Annotated in this window: 22 protein-coding genes and 1 pseudogene; 19 read left to right on the forward strand and 4 right to left on the reverse strand. The window is 63.4% G+C overall.

Annotated elements, in window-relative coordinates; genetic code table 11:
• Positions 1-58 precede the first annotated feature (58 nt).
• The 3 genes from ABIC51_RS23375 (at position 59) to ABIC51_RS23385 (ending at position 2,328) form a co-directional block, all read left to right on the forward strand.
• On the forward strand, positions 59-1,591 hold the full coding sequence (locus ABIC51_RS23375; protein ID WP_354006648.1) for a glycoside hydrolase family 19 protein: 1,533 nt from the start codon (positions 59-61) through the stop codon (positions 1,589-1,591).
• Positions 1,588-2,115 (forward strand): hypothetical protein, encoded by a 528-nt coding sequence (locus tag ABIC51_RS23380; protein ID WP_175861896.1) that lies wholly within the window; start codon positions 1,588-1,590, stop codon positions 2,113-2,115. The genes ABIC51_RS23375 and ABIC51_RS23380 overlap by 4 nt, the downstream gene beginning before the upstream one ends.
• 162 nt (positions 2,116-2,277) lie before the next feature.
• Positions 2,278-2,328 carry a hypothetical protein gene (locus ABIC51_RS23385; protein WP_404841794.1) on the forward strand — a complete coding sequence of 17 codons (51 nt, stop codon included), beginning with the start codon at positions 2,278-2,280 and terminating at the stop codon, positions 2,326-2,328.
• Between the two features lie 36 nt (positions 2,329-2,364).
• Here the strand turns inward: ABIC51_RS23385 and ABIC51_RS23390 are convergent.
• Positions 2,365-2,457 (reverse strand): annotated as a pseudogene (locus tag ABIC51_RS23390) (NADPH-dependent 7-cyano-7-deazaguanine reductase QueF); the annotation flags it as partial.
• A 28-nt stretch (positions 2,458-2,485) separates the two neighbouring features.
• Positions 2,486-3,585, reverse strand: a protein-coding gene (locus ABIC51_RS23395) for an IS3 family transposase (RefSeq protein ID WP_175898174.1) whose coding sequence is annotated in 2 segments (ribosomal slippage) — positions 2,486-3,333 and positions 3,333-3,585 — 1,101 coding nt in all. Because the reading frame shifts where the segments join, the coding sequence is not laid out codon by codon here.
• Positions 3,586-3,691: 106 nt separating this feature from the next.
• Between ABIC51_RS23395 and ABIC51_RS23400 the strand changes: the two genes are divergently transcribed.
• A complete protein-coding gene (locus ABIC51_RS23400; protein WP_175861895.1) occupies positions 3,692-4,036 on the forward strand; it encodes a hypothetical protein in 345 nt (114 codons plus the stop codon).
• A 1,023-nt stretch (positions 4,037-5,059) separates the two neighbouring features.
• Here ABIC51_RS23400 and queF read toward each other — a convergent pair.
• Both queF and ilvA read right to left on the reverse strand, forming a co-directional pair.
• Positions 5,060-5,884, reverse strand: a complete 825-nt coding sequence (queF, locus tag ABIC51_RS23405; RefSeq protein WP_027789146.1) for an NADPH-dependent 7-cyano-7-deazaguanine reductase QueF — start codon at positions 5,882-5,884, stop codon at positions 5,060-5,062.
• 11 nt (positions 5,885-5,895) lie between these two features.
• Entirely contained in the window at positions 5,896-7,419 is a 1,524-nt protein-coding gene (ilvA, locus tag ABIC51_RS23410) for a threonine ammonia-lyase, biosynthetic (protein WP_027789147.1), read from the reverse strand.
• Between the two features lie 576 nt (positions 7,420-7,995).
• Here ilvA and ABIC51_RS23415 point away from each other — a divergent pair.
• The 15 genes from ABIC51_RS23415 to ABIC51_RS23485 all read left to right on the forward strand — a co-directional run bounded on the left by ABIC51_RS23415 (position 7,996) and on the right by ABIC51_RS23485 (position 25,437).
• Positions 7,996-12,021 carry a DUF3683 domain-containing protein gene (locus ABIC51_RS23415; protein ID WP_175898175.1) on the forward strand — a complete coding sequence of 1,342 codons (4,026 nt, stop codon included), beginning with the start codon at positions 7,996-7,998 and terminating at the stop codon, positions 12,019-12,021.
• Between the two features lie 85 nt (positions 12,022-12,106).
• Complete coding sequence (locus tag ABIC51_RS23420; protein WP_021161324.1) at positions 12,107-12,550, forward strand: HIT family protein; 444 nt, start codon at positions 12,107-12,109, stop codon at positions 12,548-12,550.
• Positions 12,547-12,960 (forward strand): gamma-butyrobetaine hydroxylase family protein, encoded by a 414-nt coding sequence (locus ABIC51_RS23425; RefSeq protein WP_021161323.1) that lies wholly within the window; start codon positions 12,547-12,549, stop codon positions 12,958-12,960. The genes ABIC51_RS23420 and ABIC51_RS23425 overlap by 4 nt, the downstream gene beginning before the upstream one ends.
• Positions 12,961-13,013: 53 nt before the next feature.
• Positions 13,014-13,745 carry a bifunctional demethylmenaquinone methyltransferase/2-methoxy-6-polyprenyl-1,4-benzoquinol methylase UbiE gene (ubiE, locus tag ABIC51_RS23430; RefSeq protein ID WP_027789150.1) on the forward strand — a complete coding sequence of 244 codons (732 nt, stop codon included), beginning with the start codon at positions 13,014-13,016 and terminating at the stop codon, positions 13,743-13,745.
• Between the two features lie 41 nt (positions 13,746-13,786).
• The gene (locus tag ABIC51_RS23435; RefSeq protein WP_027789151.1) at positions 13,787-14,818 is read left to right on the forward strand and encodes a Tim44 domain-containing protein; all 1,032 of its coding nucleotides are present in this window, start codon (positions 13,787-13,789) and stop codon (positions 14,816-14,818) included.
• Between the two features lie 163 nt (positions 14,819-14,981).
• Complete coding sequence (locus tag ABIC51_RS23440; RefSeq protein ID WP_006487883.1) at positions 14,982-15,608, forward strand: ubiquinone biosynthesis accessory factor UbiJ; 627 nt, start codon at positions 14,982-14,984, stop codon at positions 15,606-15,608.
• Between the two features lie 12 nt (positions 15,609-15,620).
• Positions 15,621-17,198, forward strand: coding sequence for a ubiquinone biosynthesis regulatory protein kinase UbiB (gene ubiB / locus ABIC51_RS23445; protein WP_027789152.1), 1,578 nt, complete (start codon positions 15,621-15,623; stop codon positions 17,196-17,198).
• 17 nt (positions 17,199-17,215) lie between these two features.
• Positions 17,216-17,842: a class I SAM-dependent methyltransferase gene (locus tag ABIC51_RS23450; RefSeq protein WP_134257263.1), complete on the forward strand. Its 627-nt coding sequence runs from the start codon at positions 17,216-17,218 to the stop codon at positions 17,840-17,842.
• A gap of 95 nt (positions 17,843-17,937) precedes the next feature.
• A complete protein-coding gene (locus ABIC51_RS23455; protein ID WP_027789154.1) occupies positions 17,938-18,285 on the forward strand; it encodes an FmdB family zinc ribbon protein in 348 nt (115 codons plus the stop codon).
• 61 nt (positions 18,286-18,346) lie between these two features.
• Positions 18,347-18,997, forward strand: coding sequence for a DUF502 domain-containing protein (locus tag ABIC51_RS23460; RefSeq protein ID WP_027789155.1), 651 nt, complete (start codon positions 18,347-18,349; stop codon positions 18,995-18,997).
• Between the two features lie 67 nt (positions 18,998-19,064).
• Positions 19,065-20,867, forward strand: a complete 1,803-nt coding sequence (gene aspS / locus ABIC51_RS23465; protein WP_021158416.1) for an aspartate--tRNA ligase — start codon at positions 19,065-19,067, stop codon at positions 20,865-20,867.
• A 159-nt stretch (positions 20,868-21,026) separates the two neighbouring features.
• Positions 21,027-21,521: a dihydroneopterin triphosphate diphosphatase gene (nudB, locus tag ABIC51_RS23470; RefSeq protein ID WP_027789156.1), complete on the forward strand. Its 495-nt coding sequence runs from the start codon at positions 21,027-21,029 to the stop codon at positions 21,519-21,521.
• Complete coding sequence (clsB, locus tag ABIC51_RS23475) at positions 21,518-22,792, forward strand: cardiolipin synthase ClsB (protein ID WP_027789157.1); 1,275 nt, start codon at positions 21,518-21,520, stop codon at positions 22,790-22,792. Before nudB ends, clsB begins: the two co-directional genes overlap by 4 nt.
• A 199-nt stretch (positions 22,793-22,991) precedes the next feature.
• A complete protein-coding gene (locus tag ABIC51_RS23480; protein ID WP_006751498.1) occupies positions 22,992-23,591 on the forward strand; it encodes a TetR/AcrR family transcriptional regulator in 600 nt (199 codons plus the stop codon).
• Between the two features lie 58 nt (positions 23,592-23,649).
• Positions 23,650-25,437 carry an acyl-CoA dehydrogenase C-terminal domain-containing protein gene (locus tag ABIC51_RS23485; protein WP_059485372.1) on the forward strand — a complete coding sequence of 596 codons (1,788 nt, stop codon included), beginning with the start codon at positions 23,650-23,652 and terminating at the stop codon, positions 25,435-25,437.
• Positions 25,438-25,478 lie beyond the last annotated feature (41 nt).

Below are 25,478 nucleotides of genomic sequence, written 5' to 3' on the forward strand. Positions count from 1 at the left end.
GTTCCTCGAAAAAGGGCGTGCATGGGTCAATCAACACGGTCCGAACAAGGAGGACTGGATGGCACTTGGTCTGCCATCCGAGCCGACGATCCTGCGGATCGCGCCGGGCACGGTGCTGTATCAACGTACTCAAGACAAGAAAAAATTTATCCCTGGTGTTGACCCACAGTTGAGAAAAACGGACGTCGTTCAGGTGTATTCGCTTGCCGAACTGGCGCGTGACCCGGAGCGACGAGTAGCCGAGCCGCGCCCGAATCCCAATCCGGGCTATCCGGTGAACTGGTGGCACGTTGACGGTGTGAATGCGCAAGGTCAACCGATTGACGGTTGGGTGTGTGACTTCAACCACGCGGGCGGCCAGGTGACCCGAGAATTCGCACAGAAGTGGATTGATTTCGAGTGCCTCGCGGATGCCCATGATCCGGCGCATACGATCTTTGCGACAACGCAGGCGTGGGTTGATTATGCGAGCGGCGCCAATGTTGACGATCTTGCTTCGCGTTCGAAGCTCAGTCCGTTGATGCTTAAGGTGTATGACGCCCTGTTTACCAAGGGCGATGGTAAGCATGCAGCTGATGAGCTATGCGCGCTGTCGCGGACCGAGCGTGGAGGACATCCCTGGTTGATGCAGGCTGCGTCCCGGCTGATTGTTAAGCATGAGAGCGAGTGGGCGAACCCGTCGAAATGGAAGCAACTGATCGCCGAACTGGAGAAGCAGACGGGGTCAAAGCCGCAACACGAGGAAGAGCAGAAGCGGATTGAGAAGCTTGCGTGGTGGGGTGAGGTGAAGGCCGGCGTACCGGGTTTTCCGGAGCCGGGGGTTTTTCATGTCAATCCGATCAGCTCGATCGCGAATTTTGCATCAAAATTCCAATTCACGTTGTCAATGCTCAAGCATATATTTCCCAATGCGTCAGAGAACACGCTTCAGGAAGTTATTGATGAGCTGAACGTGCACATCACGTTGTATAAACTGGATAATATTTCCAGAAGGGAGCATTTCTTTGCTCAGGTAAAGCAAGAAACAGGATCAACCTTGTTGCTACACAACGAAAGTCTAAATTATGCTGCCGAGGCTCTTACTACCGGAACGTTTTCCTATTTCTCAGAACATCCGGAAGAGGCAAAAGAATATGGAAGGACAAAAGACCATCCGGCTAACGAGGAAGCTATCGCCAACCGAGTTTACGCGGGCCGGGATGGTAACGGAGAGCCAGAAAGTGGTGACGGTTACCGTTATCGCGGTCGAGGCATGATTCAGCTGACGCATCGAGGTGGGTACCATCGCTTCACGAAGTGGCATAAAGAAAATGCCTATGCGTGGCCCAAAGAGGCGGCGGCGGATTTCGAGGCAGACCCTGAAAGCGTCGGGCAGGTCAAGTATGCCGTCCGATCAGCATGTTTCTTTTGGGTTACCCATGGTCTATATAGCCTCGCGGACAAAGGTGATGCTCACGATGTCGTTGATTCTATCAGCAAGGTGATAAATCCCGGATTGTTCAAAGGAAAGCGTAATAAGATGAAGGCGGAAAGTATTGGTGGCAGAAGGGAAAATTTCGCGGAAATCCACAAATGGGGAGGTCTTGCATGAAAAAATCTATAAGGAAGACCATCTTTCTTATAATCACAGTTGCTAATTTTTTGGTGTTGGCCAAAGCCGCCAGTTTTATTGGGGCGACAAGTCTCTGTCATCAAGGCGAGGTCGAGTATTTTGGCTGTGAATTGCAAGATTCAAATAAGATAGCATCTGTTTGCGCAGCTGATAACATTTCTCCTGATCACGGATATGTGCAGTATCGTTTCGGTACGCATGGCTATGTTGAATATAGATTCCCCGGCAAACTTCTACCTCCTCGCGGAAAAATTTCCATCGTAGACGTTTCGAGATTGCCGGATGGTCTAGGAAGCCACCTGAAGTTCGTGAGCGGACGTTATACCTACGTAGTTTCAAATGCGCTCGTACCAGGGGAGGTTTACGTCGAAAAGGATGGGAAAATTGTCTTCGACAAAATTTGCAAAGGCAGTGCATATAAACCATTCGGTAATACTACGCGACGCGGATTGGAGTATGGAGTGACAGACTCCGTTGACGGGCTCGATCAACATGGTAAGTAAGCAACTGGCATTCTTGATGTTGATCATTGGCGCCGCTACGGCGTCACTCGCTAGTGCCGAAGAACTAGGCAGCCTCAAATCTGAAGCGCATCACCTTACCATCCGGTAAGGTGATGTGAATGACAATAACGAAGTAACCGACAACTACAGCCCGAAGAGCGCATGTGCATTGAGATTTGGAGGGCAGAGAATGTTAGCCTGCGGGCCATTTGAGCGGCGTTCGCCTCCCACCGTCACCCGGCATCGGTGGTTGTAGTTCATGCGGAACGGGTTGATGTCGAGCCCGCCGCGACGTTTATCGCGCGCGTACACCGCGAGCTTCACCGGTTTGCACGCATGTAGGTGACCTGCGGCGGAATTTTGTAGCCAATCAGGCAGTGAGTCTCGCGTCGATATTATCGGAATCCAGCCAGGCTCGACGGACCGTGGCGGGAGGTTGATAGCGATGTGCGCTATGGGGCCGGCGCTCGTTGTAGAACTGCCGCCATCGTTCGATGAGCACCTTTGCCTCGGCACGACTGCGGAACCATTCCCGGTTCAGCAATTCGTCACGCAGCTTGCCGTTGAAGCTCTCGACGAAGCCGTTTTGCCACGGACTGCCGGGCGCGATGAAGGCCGGACCGATGGCCGCGTCCCGCAGCCAGCGCATGACCCTGGCAGCGGTAAATTCGGCGCCGTTGTCGGACCGAACGAACGCGGGTTTGCCGTACAGGCGCATCAGTCGCGACAACGTCAGAATCACATCCTGCGACCGCAAGCTGGCGCCGACCTCGATCGCCAGGCACTCGCGGGTGTATTCATCGATCACGCAAAGCATCTTCAACGCCCGCCCATCCACCAACTGGTCGTGCACAAAGTCGTAGCTCCATACCGAATTGGGTTGTATCGCACCGGGCAGGCGAATGTCGTTGCCACAACGACGACGGCGAGGACGCCGCCGCGGAATGTTGAGCTGCAAGGCTCGCCACATTCGCCGCACGCGCGATTCGCCCATCGCTAGCCAGGCCGACATCCGCCGGTAGCCGAAGCGCGGCACTTCCTGAGCGTCCGCAATCAGTCGCTCGCCCAGGCTCCGATCCTTCTCCGGTTGCTTGAGCGTATAGGTTGCCACCCGGCGACTCAGCCCCAGATAACAACTTGCCTTGCGTTGCGAGAGACCCCGCCGAGTCAGGACTTCCAGCGCTTCGCGCCGGCCCGTCGGGGTGCTCATTTTTTTCGGCTGAATTCCTTCAGGCCGTCGATCACCAGCAATTGCTCAGCGATCAGGCGCTTGAGCCGCTCGTTCTCCGATTCCAGATCCTTGAGCCGGCGCGCGTCGGCCACGTCCATCCCGCCGAACTTGTTGCGCCAACGATAGAACGTCTGTTCCGAGATATTGTGGCGCTTGCACAGATCCTTCACCGGCTCGTCCCGGCTCTCGGCCTCTCGCAAGATGTGGATGATCTGCTCGTCGGTAAATCGCTTCTTCATCGAGTTCTCCTTGCCTCTAGGATAAAAGAGAACTCACTTGCCAAATGGCTACAAGAAACGCCTCAGGTCATAGGTTGTCGAGGAAGATCCGCTCGACGCACTGCTGATGGATTTCATTGATCGATTAAGAAACGTGGTTTTTCCGATCGCACCACCTCATTATGATCACCCTGTTAGTGAGTACTTCATTTCGGATCTTGGTCGAGCAACGGCGCTCGATCAAAGTGTGAATCGCCCGGCGCATGTTGGGCGGGATATCGGCAAGACATTCGACAAGTTCTTCGCCCGTCATCCAACGATTTCGAAAAACCCGAATGAATGGGGCGAAAGCAGCTCCGCGTATGAGCATAAAATACTGGAAATAAATGGTCTCGCTCTGGAAATGGCGAAAATTAATGGTGCCAGTGTGGTGTCTGCAAAATATTCTTCAATCAAGAGTGGCCTTTCTTAAAGGAGGTGACAATTGAATTTTATTCGGCGTGCATTGGTACAATGTTTATTGGTGGCATTCGCGTTGAGTGTCATTGAGTGTCGTGCGGGCTTAGATCGTAATCAATTTTCAGGAGGTGCTGCGCTTCAATTTTCGTCGTCGCTGACAGCTAACGTGCAAAAAACCTTTGGGTCTGGCTGGAAAATGGCAACGTACTCAAACGTGAAGGGCGAGAAATTCAATCTTTTCCAAATGGAAGCGCTGACATCTTCGGGGGGGGATATTTGGAAATTTTTATCCCATCGTAGTGTCTCCCACTGGTAAATATGTAGTAGTTGATGTTCTTAGAGTCGGTATTGTAAATCCTGGGCTGCATGGGGCGCCAGAGGTGCAGAATAGACAATATTGCCCTGTATTGGAGACGAGGACGGGTTGCATTCTCAGTAACCAAGCTGGTGAGTTGTGTGCAGGGGAGTGGGGAAGGCAAGGTGACCGCTGGACGGTGCATGGGCTGGCCGAAGATGCAAACACCCCCATGCTCCGATATCAATTTGAAGATGCAGGCACACTCTGGAAGGAATATGAGAATTCAAAAAGCAAACCATTCCATATTTATATTTGTGAAGCAATCTCTGGGAATTTAGGTGTTGCCAATCTGATGGCTTGTGATCCACCTGGGGCGGGAAATGTAGCGTAGTAAAAAAATATTTCAGCAGAGCTCAAAAATACAGGGGATATGGAAGCTTCGGAGTATATCGACAATAAGCTTCGAGGAGTCGCGGCGTCGAATGGTCACGTCGATTATCGGAAAATATATTGATAAAAAGGCATTCTTATTCGATAAGCCAAGCGCGGCATGTCAAACAGAAGTTATTTGATAAAGGTGTCGTGTGTTTTGTGTGTCGGAAACGGACGCGAAATAACGCGGCCGAGCTTCCCCGCGCGCAGGAAAAGAGCCCGGTTGGTTCGCAACCGGGCTCTTTCGTTTGGGGCTCGCCGCTGCGTCGCCATGCCGCTACAGCCTGCGGCGGCCACCCGCCGCCGTCACTGCCGCGCGTTGCGCGCGTTGTCCGGCATCGGCTGGTTGTAGTTCGTGCGGAACGGGTTGATGTCGAGCCCGCCGCGGCGCGTATAGCGTGCATACACCGCGAGCTTCACCGGTTTGCACGCGTGCAGGATGTCGAGGAAGATCCGCTCGACGCACTGCTCGTGAAAGCCCGTGTGGTTGCGGAACGAGATGATGTAGCGCAGCAGGCCCGCGTGGTCGATCTGTGGCCCGACGTAGTGAATCTGCACGCTGCCCCAGTCGGGCTGGCCGGTGACCGGGCAGTTCGAGCGCAGCAGGTCGGACACGAGCGTCTCCTCGACCGGCGCTTCGTCGACGGCCGCCGACAGCAGCGACGGATCGGGTTCGTACACGTCGGTGTCGAGGTCGAGCCGGTCGAGCGACAGCCCGTCGAGTTCGTCCATTTCGAGCTTGCCGAAATCGTGCGGCGACACGAGCTGCACGGCGACGCTCGCCCCGCACGCGGCCGACACGTCGCGCTTCAGCGTGTCGCGCACCGCGTCGATCGAGTCGAATTTCGTCTGCGCGAACGAGCCGAGATACAGCTTGAACGACTTCGACTCGACGATGTTCGGCGATTCGGCCGGCACGTAGAAGGTCGCAACCGCGATTTGCGGCTTGCCGCGCGCGTTGAGCCAGGACAGCTCGTATGCGTTCCAGATGTCGGTGCCGAAGAACGGCAGCGCCGACGCGATGCCGAGCTGCTCGCGCGCGCCGGCGCGCGGGATCGGGAACAGCAGCGACGCGTCGTACTGGGCCGCGTAGACGGTGGCCTTGCCGAGCGGGGAATGTTCGGGATTCATGCGTGACGCCTTTACGACAGGAAGAGGCGGTAGGCCGGGTTGGCGCTCTCCTCGACATACGGATAGCCGAGTGCCGCGAGGAAGCGTTCGAATTCGGCGCGATCGGCCTGCGGCACCTGCAGCCCGACGAGGATCGAGCTGTAGTCCGCGCCCTGGTTGCGGTAATGGAACAGGCTGATGTTCCAGTCCGGCGCCATCGACGACAGGAACTTCATCAGCGCGCCCGGCCGTTCCGGGAACTCGAAGCGGAACAGGCGCTCGTCGAGCGCGAGCGGCGAACGGCCGCCGACCATGTAGCGGATGTGTTCCTTCGACAGCTCGTCGTGCGTCAGGTCGACGGACTTGAAGCCGTGCGATTCGAAGTTCGCGGCGATCTCGGCCGATTCGCCGCGGCGCTTGATCTGCACCCCGACGAAGATGTGCGCGGCCTGTGCATCGGCGATCCGGTAGTTGAACTCGGTGACGTTGCGGTCGCCGACGAGCGAGCAGAACCGCTTGAAGCTGCCGCGTTCCTCGGGGATCGTGACCGCGAACACGGCTTCGCGCGCCTCGCCCACTTCCGCGCGCTCGGCGACGAAGCGCATCCGGTCGAAGTTCATGTTCGCGCCGGACGTGACCGCGACGAGCGTCTGGTTCTCGATGCCTTCGCGTTCCGCGTAGAGCTTCGCGCCCGCGACCGCGAGCGCGCCGGACGGCTCGAGCACGCTGCGCGTGTCCTGGAAGACGTCCTTGATCGCCGCGCACAGCGCATCGGTGTTCACCGTCAGGACGCCGTCGAGGTATTCGCTGCAGAGCCGGAAGGTTTCCTCGCCGACCAGCTTCACGGCGGTGCCGTCCGCGAACAGGCCGACCTCGCTCAGCTCGACGCGCTTGCCCGCGTCGAGCGACTGCGCCATCGCGCACGAATCCTCGGCCTGCACGCCGATCACCTTGATCTCCGGTCGCACCGCCTTCACGTAGGCCGCGACGCCGGACGCGAGCCCGCCGCCGCCGATCGGCACGAAGATCGCGTGGATCGGGCCCTGGTGCTGGCGCAGGATCTCCATCGCGATCGTGCCCTGGCCGGCGATCACGTACGGATCGTCGAACGGATGGACGAACGTGAGGCCGCGCTCCTCCTGCACCTTGACCGCGTATGCATACGCGTCGCTGTACGACTCCCCGGCCTGGATCACCTCGACGCTCGGGCCGCCGTGCGCGCGCACCGCATCGACCTTCACCTGCGGCGTCGTGACGGGCACGACGATCACCGCCTTGACGCCCATCCGGGCCGCCGAGAACGCGACACCCTGCGCATGGTTGCCGGCCGATGCCGTAATCACGCCGCGGGCGAGCGCGTCCGCCGGAATGTGCGCCATCTTGTTGTACGCGCCGCGCAGCTTGAACGAGAACACCGGCTGGTTGTCCTCGCGCTTGAGGTAGACGGCGTTGCGCAGCCGGGCGGACAGGTTGCGGGCGGATTCGAGTTCCGTCTCGATCGCGACGTCGTAGACGCGCGCGGTGAGGATTTTCTTCAGGTAATCGTGGGATGCCATGGGCGCTCGCGTGCAGTGCGGTAGCAGACGGTAAAGAATCAATGATAGCGCCAAGGGTCCGCCTGTACGCAAGCGGCATGCCGGGCGCACGCCCGCGGGGCCGTGCGGACGATGCGTCGGCGACGTTGCGCGGCCTTTTTTACCGGCTTAACCGCGTGGTTACCGACCGGACGGACGGCGAATGACCGCGTGAAATCGCGCCGAGCCAGGCCTGGCGCGGCTCGCGGCGATAGCCCCACGACCTGTCCGACGTGTCACGCGTGGCCCGATCATGGGTTAGAATTCCGTTTTGAATCAAGGATTCGGAAGATGCAGAGGCACCCTCGGATCGCACCGTTGAAGCCGACGCCGCGCGCAGCCAGCCCCGCGGCGGAACGGCATGCGCGCCGCGCGCGATCGTGCTGATGATCGAGTGCCGCCAGGCCCTGTCGCCGGCCAGGAGGGGCGAATCTCCGCCCGCTCCGGCCCCATGAAGGACAGCCGCGCGCCTGGTAACAGAACAGATTTCCCCAAGATTGCGCCCACGCGCTTGCCGACGCCCGTGCACGGTGTATCGGCCCTCCGAGTCGTCCGAACATGAACGCACCACAAGTTTTCGATCCGCATGGCGCGGCAGCCGCCGTCGCCGCCGACCCCGCGCCCCGGTTGCGCGAGATTCCCTACAACTACACGTCCTTCTCGGATCGCGAGATCGTGATCCGCCTGCTCGGCGAAGAGGCGTGGTCGGTGCTCGACGAGCTGCGCGCCGAGCGCCGTACGGGCCGCTCGGCACGGATGCTGTATGAAGTGCTCGGCGACATCTGGGTCGTGCGCCGCAATCCGTACCTGCAGGACGACCTGCTCGACAACCCGAAGCGCCGCGCGCTGCTGATCGAGGCGCTGAACCACCGGCTGACCGAAATCGGCAAGCGCCGCAGCGCGGATCTCACCGAGCACCGCGACGACGCGGGCCGCGAACGCGCATCGCGCGTCGAGATGCTCGAAACCGCCGCGCAGCGCGCGGTCAACGAGTTCGCCGACGAATTCGAGAAGATGGCCGACCTGCGCCGCCGCGCGACCAAGGCGCTCGGCCGCTGCACGCAGAAGGACAACATCCGTTTCGACGGACTGTCGCGCGTGTCGCACGTGACCGACGCGACCGACTGGCGGGTCGAATACCCATTCGTCGTGCTCACCCCCGATACCGAAGCCGAGATCGCCGGCCTGATCAAGGCCTGCTTCGAGCTCGGCCTGACCGTGATCCCGCGCGGCGGCGGCACCGGCTACACGGGCGGCGCGGTGCCGCTCACGCCGTTCTCCGCGGTGATCAACACCGAGAAGCTCGAGCAGCTCGGCGCGGTCGAGCTGACCGAGCTGCCGGGCGTCGCGCACAAGGTGCCGACGATCTTCTCCGGCGCGGGCGTCGTCACGCGCCGCGTGACGGAAGCCGCGGAAGCGGCCGGCTACGTGTTCGCGGTCGATCCGACCTCGCTCGACGCATCGTGCATCGGCGGCAACGTCGCGATGAACGCGGGCGGCAAGAAGGCCGTGCTGTGGGGCACCGCGCTCGACAACCTGGCCTGGTGGCGGATGGTCGACCCGGACGGCAACTGGCTCGAAGTCACGCGCCACGAGCACAACCAGGGCAAGATCCACGACATCGCGGTCGCGCGTTTCGAGCTGAAGTGGTTCGACGGCGCATATGCGCCGGGCGAGAAGCTGCTGAAGAGCGAGATGCTCGAGATCGAGGGCCGCCGGTTCCGCAAGGAAGGCCTCGGCAAGGACGTGACCGACAAGTTCCTGGCCGGCCTGCCGGGGGTGCAGAAGGAAGGCTGCGACGGGCTCATCACGTCCGCGCGCTGGGTGCTGCACAAGATGCCGGCGCACACCCGCACCGTCTGCCTGGAATTCTTCGGCCAGGCGCGCGAGGCGATCCCGAGCATCGTCGAGATCAAGGACTACCTGTTCGAGACGTCGAAGCAGGGCGGCGCGATCCTCGCGGGCCTCGAGCACCTCGACGAGCGCTACCTGCGCGCGGTCGGCTACGCGACCAAGAGCAAGCGCAACGCATTTCCCAAGATGGTGCTGATCGGCGACATCGTCGGCGATGACGCCGACGCGGTCGCGCACGCGACGTCCGAAGTGATCCGGATGGCGAACGGCAAGAGCGGCGAAGGCTTCGTCGCGATCAGCGCGGAGGCGCGCAAGCGCTTCTGGCTCGACCGCAGCCGCACGGCCGCGATCGCGAAGCATACGAACGCGTTCAAGATCAACGAAGACGTCGTCATCCCGTTGAACCGGATGGGCGAGTACACCGACGGCATCGAGCGGATCAACATCGAGCTGTCGCTGAAGAACAAGCTGCAGCTGGTCGACGCGCTGGAAGCGTTTTTCCGCGGCGGCAACCTGCCGCTCGGCAAGACCGACGACGCGAACGAGATCCCGAGCGCCGAACTGCTCGAGGATCGCGTCCAGCAGGCACTGGAGCTGCTCAAGCGCGTGCGCGCGCGCTGGGAGTTCGTGCGCGACCGCCTCGACCAGCCGCTGCGCGAGGCGCAGCACTACCTCGTGCAACTCGGTTACGAGGCGCTGGCCGAGAAGTTCGCCGATCGCGCGGACGATCAGCCGGGCGCGACCGTGTTCCACGTCACGCAGGACCGCACGGTGCGCATCTCGTGGAAGCAGGAGATCCGCGCGGAGCTGCGCGCGATCTTCAACGGCGGCGCGTTCAAGCAGATCCTCGACGAAGCGCAGGCGATCCACAAGCAGGTGCTGCGCGGCCGCGTGTTCGTCGCGCTGCACATGCACGCGGGCGACGGCAACGTCCACACCAACCTGCCGGTCAACTCCGACAACTACGAGATGCTGCAGGACGCCCACGCGGCGGTCGCGCGCATCATGACGCTCGCGCGTTCGCTCGACGGCGTGATTTCCGGCGAGCACGGCATCGGCATCACGAAGCTCGAGTTCCTGACCGACGACGAGATCGCCGAATTCCGCGCGTACAAGCAGCGCGTCGACCCGAACGGCCGTTTCAACAAGGGCAAGCTGCTCGAAGGCGCCGATCTGCGCAACGCCTATACGCCGAGCTTCGGGCTGATGGGGTACGAGTCGCTGATCATGAAGCAGTCCGACATCGGCGCGATCGCCGATTCGGTGAAGGACTGCCTGCGCTGCGGCAAGTGCAAGCCGGTGTGCGCGACGCACGTGCCGCGCGCAAACCTGCTGTACAGCCCGCGTAACAAGATCCTCGCGACGTCGCTGCTGGTCGAGGCGTTCCTGTATGAGGAACAGACGCGCCGCGGCGTGTCGATCAAGCACTGGGACGAGTTCAACGACGTGGCCGACCACTGCACGGTGTGCCACAAGTGCGCGACGCCGTGCCCGGTGAAGATCGATTTCGGCGACGTCACGATGAACATGCGCAACCTGTTGCGCAAGATGGGCAAGAAGAAATTCAACGCCGGCAATGCGGCGGGCATGTTCTTCCTGAACGCGACCAACCCGCAGACGATCAATGCCGCGCGCAGCGTGATGATGGGCGTCGGCTACAAGGTGCAGCGCTTCGCGAACGACATGCTGAAGAACGTCGTGAAGAAGCAGACGCAGCACCCGCCGGCGACGGTGGGCAAGCCGCCCGTCGTCGAGCAGGTGATCCACTTCGTCAACAAGAAGATGCCGGGCAACCTGCCGAAGAAGACGGCACGCGCGCTGCTCGACATCGAGGACAACAAGATCGTGCCGATCATCCGCAACCCGAAGTCGACGACCGTCGATTCGGAAGCGGTGTTCTACTTCCCGGGTTGCGGCTCCGAGCGTTTGTTCTCGCAGGTCGGCCTCGCGACGCAGGCGATGCTGTGGGAGGCCGGCGTGCAGACCGTGCTGCCGCCGGGCTACCTGTGCTGCGGCTATCCGCAGCGCGGCTCGGGCCAGTACGACAAGGCCGAGAAGATCGTCACCGACAACCGCGTGCTGTTCCACCGGGTCGCGAACACGCTGAACTACCTCGATATCAAGACGGTGGTCGTGTCGTGCGGCACCTGCTACGACCAGCTCGCCGGCTATGAATTCGACAAGATCTTCCCGGGCTGCCGGATCATCGACATCCACGAGTTCCTGCTCGAGAAGGGGATGAAGCTCGACGGCGTGACGGGCACGCGCTACATGTATCACGACCCGTGCCATACGCCGATCAAGACGATGGACCCGGTGAGGCTCGTCAACGAGCTGATGGGCGCGGAGAAGGACGGCTACAAGATCGAGAAGAACGATCGTTGCTGCGGTGAGTCGGGCACGCTGGCGGTCACGCGGCCGGATATCTCCACGCAGGTCCGCTTCCGCAAGGAAGAGGAGATCCGCAAGGGCGCCGCGAAGCTGCGTGCGATTCCCGTGGTGGCCGGCGCTGCGCCGGCGCCAGCCGCCGCGGCCGCGAACGGCCCGGACGTGAAGATCCTGACGAGCTGCCCGTCATGCCTGCAGGGCCTGTCGCGCTACGGCGAGGATGCGAACCTCGAAGCCGACTACATCGTGGTCGAAATCGCGCGCCAGGTGCTCGGCGAGAACTGGATGGCCGATTATGTCGCACGCGCGAACAATGGCGGGATCGAGCGCGTGCTGGTCTAATGCGGGCATGACGACCGCCCGACCGGGCTGGGGATGAGCGGGCGCCGGCGCGGCAATGCCGGCGCCCGTCCACATGGGAGCGACGATGGAATGCGTGTTTTGCCGTGAAGACGGCGGCGAGGTGCTCTGGCAGGACGATGCGCTGCGCGTCGTCCTCGCGACGGGCGAGCACGAGTATCCGGGCTTCTGCCGGGTGATCTGGGGCACGCACGTAGCGGAATTCTCCGATCTCGGCGAGCCCGAGCGGGCCCACCTGATGCGCGTGGTCTACGCGGTCGAGCGGGCCGTGCGCCGCGTGATGCAGCCGAACAAGGTGAATCTCGCGAGCCTCGGCAACATGGTGCCGCACGTGCACTGGCACGTGATCCCGCGCTTTTCCAACGACGCCCACTTCCCGCAGCCCGTCTGGGCGCCGCGCCAGCGCAGCGTGTCCGAGGCGCTGCTGCGCACGCGCGCGGCGCAGGCCTCGCTGCTGCACAATGCGGTGCGCGAGGAAATTCAACGCATGACCGATTCGAGGCAGCCATGAGCGGTTTGACTTCCACGACGCCGATTCCGTCCGGCGTCGTCGTGCACGCGGTATCGCGCGTGCTCGAATTGCAGTACCCGAACGGTGAAAGCTACCGGATTCCGTTCGAGCTGATGCGCGTGTATTCGCCGTCGGCCGAGGTGCGCGGCCACGGGCCCGGCCAGGAGACGCTGCAGACCGGCAAGCGCGAGGTGACGATCACCGCGCTCGAGGGCGTTGGCAACTACGCGCTGCAGCCGACGTTTTCCGACGGCCATTCGACCGGCATCTACTCTTGGGACCTGCTGTACGAGCTGGCCACGCAGCAGGACGCGCTGTGGCGCGACTATTTCGACAAACTGAAGGCGGCGGGCGTCGAGCGCGACGCCCCGATGCAGGCGGCCTCCGCGTCGCACGGCCACTGCCACTGAAATTCGACGGCGCCCGCTCGGCGCCGTCTTGCCATTTACTGAGGATCAACGCGATGAGCAAAACCCACTTCGGCTTCGAAAGCGTCGAGGAAAACGAAAAAGCGAAGAAAGTGGCGGGTGTGTTCCATTCGGTCGCGAGCAACTACGATCTGATGAACGACCTGATGTCGGCGGGCATGCACCGCGCGTGGAAGGCGTTCACGATCGCGCAGGCGAACGTGCGTCCCGGCTTCAAGGTGCTCGACATCGCGGCCGGCACCGGCGACCTGACCAAGGCGTTCGCGAAGGCAGCCGGGCCGACGGGCGAGGTCTGGCACACGGACATCAACGAATCGATGCTGCGCGTCGGTCGCGACCGGCTGCTCGACAAGGGCATCGTGACGCCGTCGCTGCTGTGCGACGCGGAGAAAATCCCCTTTCCGGACAACTACTTCGATCTGGTCACGGTCGCGTTCGGGCTGCGCAACATGACGCACAAGGATGCCGCGCTGGCGGAGATGCGCCGCGTGACGAAGCCGGGCGGCCGCGTGATGGTGCTGGAATTCTCGAAAGTCTGGGATCCGCTGAAAAAGGCGTACGATCTGTATTCTTTCAAAGTATTACCGTGGCTTGGCGACAAGTTCGCGAAAGATGCTGAAAGTTACCGGTATCTTGCTGAATCTATTCGGATGCACCCCGATCAGGACACGCTGAAGACGATGATGGAACAAGCGGGCCTCGATGCCGTCAAATATTACAATTTGTCAGGTGGCGTGGTAGCTTTACACATGGGAGCCAAGTACTAAGGGGCTCTTTCCATACATTTGTCTTACATCTGGAGAAGCTGATGTCCGAAACGCGTTCGTTGTTCAACCGTAGCAAGCCGTCGAAGCCGTGGGCTCGACGAGTCGGCACACTGCTGATGGTCGGCCTGCTCACGGCCGGCACGTTCGCATCGCTCGACGCTGAAGCCAAGCGCATGGGCGGCGGGCGCAGCATCGGCCGCCAGAATTCCACCGTCACGCAGCGTCAGGCCACGCCGCCTGCGCAGCAGCCGATGCAGCAGGCCGCGCCGTCGCAGGCGCAGCGTGCGAACCCGGCCGCGCCCGCGCCGGCCGCGCAGCCCAACCGCTCGCGCTGGCTCGGGCCGATCGCCGGCCTCGCGGCCGGCCTCGGCATCGCGGCGCTGCTGTCGCACTTCGGCCTGGGCGGCGCATTCGCGAGCATGATGGCGAACGTCATCGTGATCGCGCTGCTCGCGATGGTCGGCATCTGGCTGATCCGCAAGTTCATGAACCGCCGTCGTCCGCAGGAGCCGGCATACTCGGTCGGCGGCTCGGCGTCGTCGTCGGGCGGCTACTCGCAGAGCCCGTCGTTCCAGCAGGGCGGCACCGGCAGCAACTATGCGGGTAGCGGCAGCAGCTACGCGAACGAAGCGCAAGGCGTGTTCGGCGGCGGTGCCGCGGGCGCAGGCGCGGCAGCGGCGGCGGCAGCACCGCTCCAGGTGCCGGCCGGCTTCGACACCGAAGCGTTCCTGCGCAGCTCGAAGGTTTATTTCGTGCGCCTGCAGGCTGCGTGGGACCAGGGCAACCTGGCCGACATCCGCGAGTTCACGACGCCCGAAATGTTCGCCGAGATCAAGATCGACCTCGATTCGCGCGGCAACGAGTCGAACCAGACCGACGTCGTGCAGCTCGACGCGGAACTGGTCGCGATCGAGGATCGCGGCATCGAGCAGTCGGCGAGCGTGCGTTTCCATGGGCTGATCCGCGAATCGGCGAATGCGTCGGCCGCGCCGTTCGACGAGGTGTGGAACCTGTCGAAGTCGGGCAGTCAGGGCTGGCTGCTCGCGGGCATCCAGCAGATCAACACGCACTGAGCGTGTCCGGCGGCCACGCCGCCGGACACCCGGGCAACGGCCGCCGCACTGCGACCGCTTGCCGCCCGGGTGTGCGGTCAGGCACGGCCTGCCGACGATCCGACGTTACAATAGAAACCCGCGTGGGCGCCCGGCCTGCGCGGGTTTTTTCTTTCCCAGCCCGATGACCTTTGCCGCCAAGCCTTTTGCTGCTGCTGTCAATCACCTGCTCGCCCGCGAATCGTGGGCGCGCGACCGCCTGATTCCGTATGCGGGCAAGACTGCCCGGATCGACGTGCCTCCCGTCACGCTCACGCTGCTGGTGCAGCCCGACGGCTATCTGTCGGCCGTCGACGCGCACGATGCGCAACAGGTCGACGTGTCGATCGCGCTCGCGGGCGACACGGTCGCCGCGTTCCTGCAGGGCGGCCAGGCGGCCGTGATGAAGCACGTGAAGATCGAGGGCGATGCGGAGTTCGCGACGCAGATCGCGAAGCTGGCCGAGCACTTGCGCTGGGAACCTGAAGAAGATCTCGCGAAGCTGGTCGGCGACGCGGCGGCATACCGGATCGCGACGGTCGTGCGCGACGCCGGTGCGCGCGCGCGACGTACCGGCCGCAACGTGCTCGATTCCGTTGCCGAATACTGGCTCGACGAGAACCCGCAAGTCGTCCGGCGCGCGTCGCTCGGCGGCTTCGACGCCGAACTGGCGCGCGCACGCGATGCGCTCGCGCGGGTCGAAAAGCGGGTCGAGCGACTCGAACAAAAAATCGGCGCGCGCACGGGTTCCGGCCCGCGCGGCGCGCACTGAGGGCCGCAGGGCATGCGCATTTTCCGTTTCATCAAGATTGTCTACACCGTCATCCGCTTTGGTCTCGACGAAGTGATGCTGTCCCGGATCGACGACCGGCGCGTGAAGCTGCTGCTGCGGATCACGACGATCGGTCGCCGTTATTCCGATCCGCCGGCGGTGCGGCTGCGCCATGCGCTCGAAAGCCTCGGCCCGATCTTCGTCAAGTTCGGCCAGGTGCTGTCGACGCGCCGCGACCTGCTGTCGGTCGATTTCGCGAACGAACTCGCGAAGCTGCAGGATCAGGTGCCGCCGTTCGATTCGGCGGTCGCGATCGGGATCATCGAGAAGTCGCTCGGTGCGCCGGTCGACGAGCTGTTCGACGAATTCGAGCGCGAACCGGTCGCGAGCGCGTCGATCGCGCAGGTGCATTTCGCGAAGCTCAAGCAGGGCCAGCACGCGGGCAAGGCCGTCGCCGTCAAGGTGCTGCGCCCGAACATGCTGTCCGTGATCGATTCCGACCTCGCGCTGATGCGCGACATCGCGATCTGGACCGAGCGCATGTGGGCCGACGGCCGGCGCCTGAAGCCGCGCGAGGTCGTCGCCGAGTTCGACAAGTACCTGCACGACGAGCTCGACCTGATGCGCGAGGCCGCCAACGGCAGCCAGCTGCGCCGCAACTTCGCGGGCCTCGACCTGCTGCTCGTGCCCGAGATGTTCTGGGATTTCTCGACGTCGCAGGTGCTCGTGATGGAGCGCATGACCGGCGTGCCGATCAGCCAGGTCGAGACGCTGCGTTCGGCCGGTGTCGACATCAAGAAGCTTGCGCGCGAAGGCGTCGAGATCTTCTTCACGCAGGTGTTCCGCGACGGCTTCTTCCATGCGGACATGCACCCTGGCAACATCCAGGTGAGTCTCGATCCGAACACCTTCGGCCGCTACGTCGCGCTCGATTTCGGGATCGTCGGCGCGCTGTCCGATTTCGACAAGAACTACCTCGCGCAGAACTTCCTGGCGTTCTTCAAGCGCGACTACCACCGCGTCGCGACGCTCCATCTCGAATCGGGCTGGGTGCCGCCCGAGACGCGCGTCGAGGAGCTCGAAAGCGCGATCCGAGCGGTGTGCGAGCCGTATTTCGATCGCGCGCTGAAGGACATCTCGCTCGGTCAGGTGCTGATGCGCCTGTTCTCGACGTCGCGCCGCTTCAACGTCGAGATCCAGCCGCAGCTCGTGCTGCTGCAGAAGACGATGCTGAACGTCGAGGGGCTCGGCCGCTCGCTCGACCCCGAGCTCGACCTGTGGAAGACCGCGAAGCCGTACCTCGAGCGCTGGATGACCGAGCAGATCGGCCTGCGCGGCTGGTACGAGCGCTTCAAGGTCGAAGCGCCGCAGTGGAGCAAGACGCTGCCGCAACTGCCGCGCCTGATCCATCATGCGATGGCGGCGCGCCACGACGCGCCGCGCGCGGCGAGCGAGGACCTGATGCGCCAGATTCTCGTCGAGCAGAAGCGGACGAACCGGCTGCTGCAGGCGTTGCTGATCTTCGGTCTCGCCGTCGGCGTCGGGGCGCTCGTCGCGCGCGTGCTGCTCGCGCTCGCGTACGGCACATGACCGAAAGGAGCAGGGCGATGTCCGATCCGAAGCAACCGGCTACACCGGCAGCCGCCGATTTCACGACGCGCGATCCCGGCAATGCATCGTTCTGGGACGAACGTTTCGCGCGTGGCGTGACGCCGTGGGAATTCGGTGGCGTGCCCGACGGGTTTCGCGTGTTCGCGCACCGGCTCGAGCCGTGCGCGGTGCTGATTCCCGGCTGCGGCAGTGCGCAGGAGGCCGGGTGGCTCGCGCAGGCCGGCTGGCCCGTGCGTGCGATCGATTTCTCCGCGCAGGCAGTGGTAGTTGCGAAAGCGCAGCTCGGCGCGCACGCGGAAGTCGTCGAGCAGGCCGATTTCTTTTCGTACCGGCCGCCGTTCGACGTGCAGTGGGTGTACGAGCGCGCGTTCCTGTGCGCGCTGCCGCCGGCCATGCGCGCCGGCTACGCGGCACGCATGGCCGAGCTGCTGCCCGTGGACGGATTGCTGGCAGGTTATTTCTTCCTGATGGCGAAACCGAAGGGGCCGCCGTTCGGAATCGAGCGCGCCGAACTCGATGCGCTGCTCACGCCGCACTTCGAACTGATCGAGGATTTGCCCGTGACCGATTCGCTGCCCGTGTTCGAAGGTCACGAGCGCTGGCTGACGTGGCGCCGCCGCTGATGCGCGGGTGTCGCGGCCATTGCCGGAGCGCGGCGGGGTTTCAGCTATAATTCAAGGTTTTGCAAGCCGTTTCCAGTTTCCGCGGGAAAAATATCATGCCGATCTACGCCTATCGATGCGAAGCGTGTGGCTTCGCGAAGGACGTGCTCCAGAAGATGAGCGATGCGCCGCTGTCGCAGTGCCCGGAATGCGGGAAGGATGCATTTCGCAAGCAGGTCACTGCGGCGGGCTTCCAGCTGAAGGGTTCGGGTTGGTATGTCACCGATTTCCGCGGCGGTTCGGGCGGCACCAGCGCGCCGGCGACGGCGTCGGGCGACGCAGCGCCGGCTGCACCGGCGGAAGCCGCGCCCGCCGCGGCCGCGCCGGCGGCATCGAGCAGTTCCGAAAGCACGACGACGAGCGCTGCGCCTGCCCCGGCAGCCGCGCCCGCCGCCAGCAGTTGACCGTCGCGGCCCGGCCGGGCTGCGACCAACCCGCGCCGCCGGCGCGGTTCATTGACGGCAGATGATGAAAAAGACGACCCTGAAATCGGTGTTTCTGACCGGCCTGCTGGTTCTCGTCCCGCTCGCGATCACGCTGTGGGTGCTCGGTCTCATCATCGGCACGATGGACCAGACACTGCTGCTGCTGCCCGAATCGTGGCAGCCCGAGCGGATGCTCGGCTTCCACTTGCCGGGGATCGGCGCGGTGCTGACGCTCGCGTTCATCTTCGTCGTCGGGCTGGCCACGCGGAACTTCATCGGCCAGAAGCTCGTCACGTGGTGGAACGCCGTGGTGCGTCACATCCCGGTCGTCGGGCCGATCTACACGAGCGTCAAGCAGGTGTCGGACACGCTGCTGTCGAGCAGCGGCAATGCGTTCCGCAAGGCGCTGCTGATCGAATACCCGCGCCGCGGCTCGTATACGATCGCGTTTCTGACCGGCACGCCGGGCGGCGACGTGCTCAATCATCTGACGGAAGAATACGTGAGCGTCTATATTCCGACGACGCCGAACCCGACGTCGGGCTTCTTCCTGATGCTGCCGAAGAGCGAAGTCATCGAACTCGACATGTCGGTCGATGCCGCGCTCAAGTACATCGTCTCGATGGGCGTGGTGGCGCCCCCGGCGCCGGTTCCGGCGCCTGCGCGCCGCCCCGTCGAGCCGCCGCTGTAAGTAAAGAATCATCGCCCGGGCCGCGCGTTGCGGCACCCGTTGATCAAACCGAACGAAAGCAAACATCATGTCGATGCGTACTGAATACTGCGGTCTCGTGACCGAACACCTGCTGGGCCAAACCGTGTCGCTGTGCGGCTGGGTGCAGCGCCGCCGCGATCACGGCGGTGTGATCTTCATCGACCTGCGCGATCGTGAAGGCCTCGTGCAGGTGGTGTGCGACCCGGATCGCGCGGAAATGTTCGCGACCGCCGAAGGCGTGCGCAACGAGTTCTGCGTGCAGATCAAGGGCCTCGTGCGCAACCGTCCGGACGGTACGGTCAACGCCGGCCTGAAGAGCGGCAAGATCGAAGTGCTGTGTCACGAACTGAACGTGCTGAACGCGTCGGTCACGCCGCCGTTCCAGCTCGACGACGACAACCTGTCGGAAACGACGCGCCTCACGCACCGCGTGCTCGACCTGCGCCGCCCGCAGATGCAGCACAACCTGCGCCTGCGCTACCGCGTCGCGATCGAAGCGCGCAAGTACCTCGACGAGCAGGGCTTCATCGACATCGAAACGCCGATGCTGACGAAGAGCACGCCGGAAGGCGCACGCGACTACCTCGTGCCGTCGCGCGTGAACGCGGGCCAGTTCTTCGCGCTGCCGCAGTCGCCGCAGCTGTTCAAGCAGCTGCTGATGGTCGCGAACTTCGACCGTTACTACCAGATCACCAAGTGCTTCCGCGACGAAGACCTCCGTGCCGACCGTCAGCCGGAATTCACGCAGATCGACTGCGAAACGTCGTTCCTCGGCGAGCAGGAAATCCGTGACCTGTTCGAAGACATGATCCGTCACATCTTCAAGACGACGATCGACGTCGAACTCGACGCGAAATTCCCGGTGATGCCGTACTCGGAAGCGATGGCGCGTTTCGGTTCGGACAAGCCGGACCTGCGCGTGCAGCTCGAATTCACCGAGCTGACCGACGCGATGAAGGACGTCGACTTCAAGGTGTTCAGCACGCCGGCCAACGCGAAGGACGGCCGTGTCGCGGCGCTGCGCGTGCCGAAGGGCGGCGAGCTGTCGCGCGGCGACATCGACGGCTACACCGAATTCGTGCGCATCTACGGCGCGAAGGGCCTCGCATGGATCAAGGTCAACGAGAAGGCGAAGGGCCGTGACGGCCTGCAGAGCCCGATCGTCAAGAACCTGCACGACGCGTCGATCGCGGCGATCCTCGAGCGCACCGGCGCTGAAGACGGCGACATCATCTTCTTCGCGGCCGACCGCGCGAAGGTCGTCAACGACAGCCTCGGCGCGCTGCGCCTGAAGATCGGCCATTCGGAGTTCGGCAAGGCGAACGGTCTGGTCCAGGCCGGCTGGAAGCCGCTGTGGGTCGTCGACTTCCCGATGTTCGAATACGACGACGAAGATGCGCGCTACGTCGCTGCGCACCACCCGTTCACGAGCCCGAAGGACGAGCACCTCGAGTACCTCGAGACCGACCCGGGCCGCTGCCTCGCGAAGGCCTACGACATGGTGCTGAACGGCTGGGAAATCGGCGGCGGCTCGGTGCGTATCTATCAGGAGGAAGTGCAGAGCAAGGTGTTCCGTGCGCTGAAGATCGGTGCGGAAGAGGCTCAGCTCAAGTTCGGCTTCCTGCTGGATGCACTGCAGTACGGCGCGCCGCCGCACGGCGGTATCGCGTTCGGTCTCGACCGCATCGTCACGATGATGGCCGGCGCCGATTCGATCCGCGACGTGATCGCGTTCCCGAAGACGCAGCGTGCGCAGGATCTGCTCACGCAGGCACCGAGCCCGGTCGACGAGCGTCAGCTGCGCGAACTGCACATCCGCCTGCGTCAGCCGGAACAGCCGAAGGCGTAACGCGCTTCGCATCCGGTCGTGTGTGCGTTCGCGCGCACACGACGCTCATGAAAAAGGCGCAGCGATGCGCCTTTTTCGTTTTTTGCGGTACAGTCGCAGCACTTGCCGCCCGTTCGGAGCCTGTGCCCGGCGCGCGGCCCCGTGCTGCATGAAACAAAGATGACGAAGCCGCCGAAAATCCCCGAATCCGTTCTTGTCGTGATCTACACGCCCGACCTCGATGTGCTCGTGATCAAGCGTGCCGACCAGCCCGATTTCTGGCAATCGGTGACCGGCTCGAAGGACGCGCTCGACGAGCCGCTCGCGGTCACCGCCGCGCGCGAAGTGGCCGAGGAAACCGGCATTGCGGTCGGCACCGCGGATGTGCCGGCCAGCGCGCTCGTCGACTGGCGCCACCGGATCGAGTACACGATCTATCCGCAATACCTGCACCGCTATGCGCCGGGCGTCACGCGCAACACCGAACACTGGTTCGGCCTGTGCGTGCCGCATCGCGTCGACGTGACGCTGTCGCCGCGCGAGCACGTCGACCATGCGTGGCTGCCGTTCCGCGAGGCGGCCGCGCGCTGCTTCTCGCCGTCGAATGCCGAGGCGATCCTGCAATTGCCCGCGCGCGTGGCACTCTCGCGCGCGCCGCACGGCTCGTCCGCATGACGGCGGAAGCCCGCAAGCGCTTCGCGCAATTGCGGCAGATGTTCCTGCAGGAACGCGGTTCCGCGTCGCGGCTCGCCTTTACGTCGGGCAACACCGTGCGGCTGTGCGAGGGCGGCGGCGCATTCTTCCGGGCACTGATCGAGCGGATCGATGCCGCCCGCGAGCAGGTGATGCTCGAAACCTACATCTTCTGCGACGACGCGGCCGGCCGGCCGGTGTCGGACGCGCTGATCCGCGCGGCGCAGCGCGGCGTGCGCGTGCGCGTGATCACCGACGGCATCGGCACCGCGCGCCTGCCGCTGTTCGACACGTGGGTGGCGGCCGGCGTCGAGCACTGCATCTACAACCGTTTCCTGTTCGGCCGCTTCGGCTTCTCGCGCACGCATCGCAAGCTCGCGGTGATCGATCACGCGGTTGCATTCTGCGGCGGCATCAATATCGTCGACGACTACGCGCAGGGCGGCGCGACGCTGCCGTTTCCGCGCTGGGATTTCGCGGTCGAGATGGCGGGGCCCGCGGTGTCGGACGTGCGCGCCGCGTTCGAATTGCAGTGGCACCGGATCATGTTCGGTCACAAGCCGTATGCGCAATACGCAGCCGGGCTGCATGGCGGGGAAGCGTTCCCCGACATGTTCCGGCGCTGGATGCGCAGCCATCGCTGGATCAAGGCCGGCGCGCTGCGGGTCGTGACGGAGCCGAGCGTCGCGTTCGTCGCGCGCGACAACGTCGTGAACCGTCGCGCGATCGAGAAGGCGTATCTCGCGGCGATCGGCCAGGCACGCCAGCGGATCCTGCTGGCCAATCCGTACTTCATGCCGGGGCGAAAGCTGCGCCGTGCGCTGGCGGGCGCCGCGCGGCGCGGCGTCGACGTGCGGATCCTGATCGGCCGCAAGGAATTCGCGGCACTCGATACGGCCGTGCCGTTCCTGTATCACGCGCTGCTGCGCGCGGGCGTGCGCGTGGCCGAGTACGACAAGACGATGCTGCACGGCAAGGTGGCCGTGATCGACGACAACTGGGCGACGGTCGGTTCGTCGAATCTGGACGCGCTGAGCCTGATGTTGAACAATGAGGCGAATGTCGTGCTGGTGCGCTACGATGCTGTCACGAACGAACTGCGCGACGCGATCGCGGCCGCGTTTGCCGACGGCCGGGAAATCGACCCCGCCCGATTCGCCGCGCGCCCGCGCATCGAGCGCATGCTGAACTGGCTCGCCTATACGGCGTATCGTGTCGTGATGAAGGCGCTGACGGTCGGTGGTTACGACTGACGCAGACTAAGCGTTCGCTTCAAAAATCTGTCCGCACGTTCGTGCGGAAAAGCCGCTCCGGTCCCGCCGGAATCGCGCAAAATAGCGGCTCGGTTAGACACCGGTTTCTAATAATTTCCTTGTTTCGCGAGCGGCCGCACTCAATAATAGTACGGCCGTTCGATTTTATTCGAACCCCCGAACGGTTACAGAAATAGCTATGCGAAAAGGCGAACAGACGCGTGCCGCGATACTTGAAGCTGCTTTGGACCTCGCCAGCCGTGACGGGCTGGAGGGGCTGACGATCGGCCTGCTGGCCGAGCGCATGCAGATGAGCAAGAGCGGCGTGTTCGCGCACTTCGGATCGCGCGAGGACCTGCAGGTCGAGGTCGTCCGCGAGTATCACCATCGTTTCGAAAACGAGGTGTTCTTTCCGAGCCTGCGCGAGCCGCGAGGCTTGCCGCGCCTTCGGGCGATGCTGGCCCGCTGGACGGAGAAGCGCATCCAGGAGGTGACGACCGGATGCATCTACATCAGCGGGGCCGTCGAGTACGACGACCGGCCTGACAGCCCCGTGCGCGAGCAGTTGATCGCGAGCGTGACGGCCTGGCGTGCCGCGATGCTGCGGGCCATTTCGCAGGCGAAGGAAGAAGGCCATCTGCGTGCGGATACCGATCCGGACCTGATGCTCTTCGAGTTGTACAGCTTCACGCTCGGCCTGCATCACGACGCACGTTTCCTGCATTCGCCGGATGCCGTGCGCCTCACGTGGGCCGCGCTGGAAAAGACGATTGTTTCGTATCAGAGCGAGAGCCGTTAGCGGCGCGTGATCCGCCCGCCAGGAGCTCGAGCCGTTTTGCCCACCTTTGGAGAGAGTCATGGGACAGTACGCCGCGCCGCTGCGCGACATGCAATTCGTGTTGCACGAGCTTCTGAACGTCGAAGCCGAAGTCAAGCAAATGCCCAAGCATGCGGACCTCGACGCCGACACGATCAACCAGGTCCTCGAGGAAGCGGGCAAGTTCTGCTCCGAGGTACTGTTCCCGCTGAACCAGGTCGGCGACCGCGAAGGTTGCACGTATGAAGGCGACGGCGTCGTGAAGACCCCGACCGGCTTCAAGGAGGCCTACCAGCAATACGTCGAGGCCGGCTGGCCGGCGCTCGGCTGCGATCCGGACTACGGCGGCCAGGGCCTGCCCGCGTTCGTGAACAACGCGCTCTACGAAATGCTGAATTCGGCGAACCAGGCATGGACGATGTATCCGGGCCTGTCGCACGGCGCGTACGAATGCCTGCACGCGCACGGCGCGCCGGAACTCCAGAAGCAATACCTGCCGAAGCTCGTGTCGGGCGAATGGACGGGCACGATGTGCCTGACCGAGCCGCACTGCGGCACCGACCTCGGCATCCTGCGCACCAAGGCCGAACCGAACGGCGACGGCTCGTACTCGATCAGCGGCACGAAGATCTTCATCTCGAGCGGCGAGCACGACATGTCGAAGAACATCATCCACCTCGTGCTCGCGCGCCTGCCGGACGCGCCGCAGGGCACGAAGGGGATCTCGCTGTTCATCGTGCCGAAGTTCATTCCGGACGCGTCGGGCGAGCCGGGCGAGCGCAACGGCATCAAGTGCGGCTCGATCGAGCACAAGATGGGCATCCACGGCAACTCGACGTGCGTGATGAACCTCGACGGCGCGAAGGGCTGGATGGTCGGCGAGCCGAACAAGGGCTTGAACGCGATGTTCGTGATGATGAATGCCGCGCGTCTCGGCGTCGGCATGCAGGGCCTCGGCCTCACGGAAGTCGCGTACCAGAACTCGCTCACGTACGCGAAGGAACGCCTGCAGATGCGTTCGCTGACGGGCCCGAAGGCACCGGACAAGCCGGCCGACCCGATCATCGTGCACCCGGACGTGCGTCGCATGCTGCTCACGCAGAAGGCCTATGCCGAAGGCGCGCGCGCGTTCACGTACTGGTCCGCGCTGCAGATCGACAAGGAGCTGTCGCACGCCGACGAAGCGGTGCGCAAGGAGGCGGCCGATCTCGTCGCGCTGCTCACGCCGATCATCAAGGCGTTCCTGACCGACAACGCGTTCGAGTCGACCAACCACGCGATGCAGATCTACGGCGGCCACGGCTTCATCTCCGAGTGGGGCATGGAGCAGTACGTGCGCGACGCGCGGATCAACATGATCTACGAAGGCACGAACTCGATCCAGTCGCTCGACCTGCTGGGCCGCAAGGTGCTCGGCGACATGGGCGCGAAGCTGAAGAAGTTCGGCAAGCTCGTGACGGAATTCGCGGAAGCCGAAGGCGTGAAGCCGGAAATGGCCGAGTTCATCAACCCGCTCGCCGACATCGGCGACAAGGTACAGAAGCTGACGATGGAAATCGGCATGAAGGCGATGCAGAACCCCGACGAAGTCGGTGCCGCCGCCGTGCCGTACCTGCGCACCGTCGGCCACCTGGTGTTCTCGTACTTCTGGGCGCGCATGGCACGCCTCGCCCTCGACAACGAAGCGTCGGGCGATCCGTTCTACAAGTCGAAGCTCGCGACGGCCCGCTTCTACTTCGCGCGCCTGCTGCCCGAGACGGCGTCGACGATCCGCGCCGCACGCGCCGGTTCGAAGACGATGATGGAAGTCGACGAATCGCTGTTCTGACGCGAGTCCGGGCGGGGCGCGAGGCGCGCCGCCCGGATGCA

The organism is Burkholderia sp. 572 (assembly GCF_040545135.1).
GTDB lineage: Bacteria > Pseudomonadota > Gammaproteobacteria > Burkholderiales > Burkholderiaceae > Burkholderia > Burkholderia cepacia.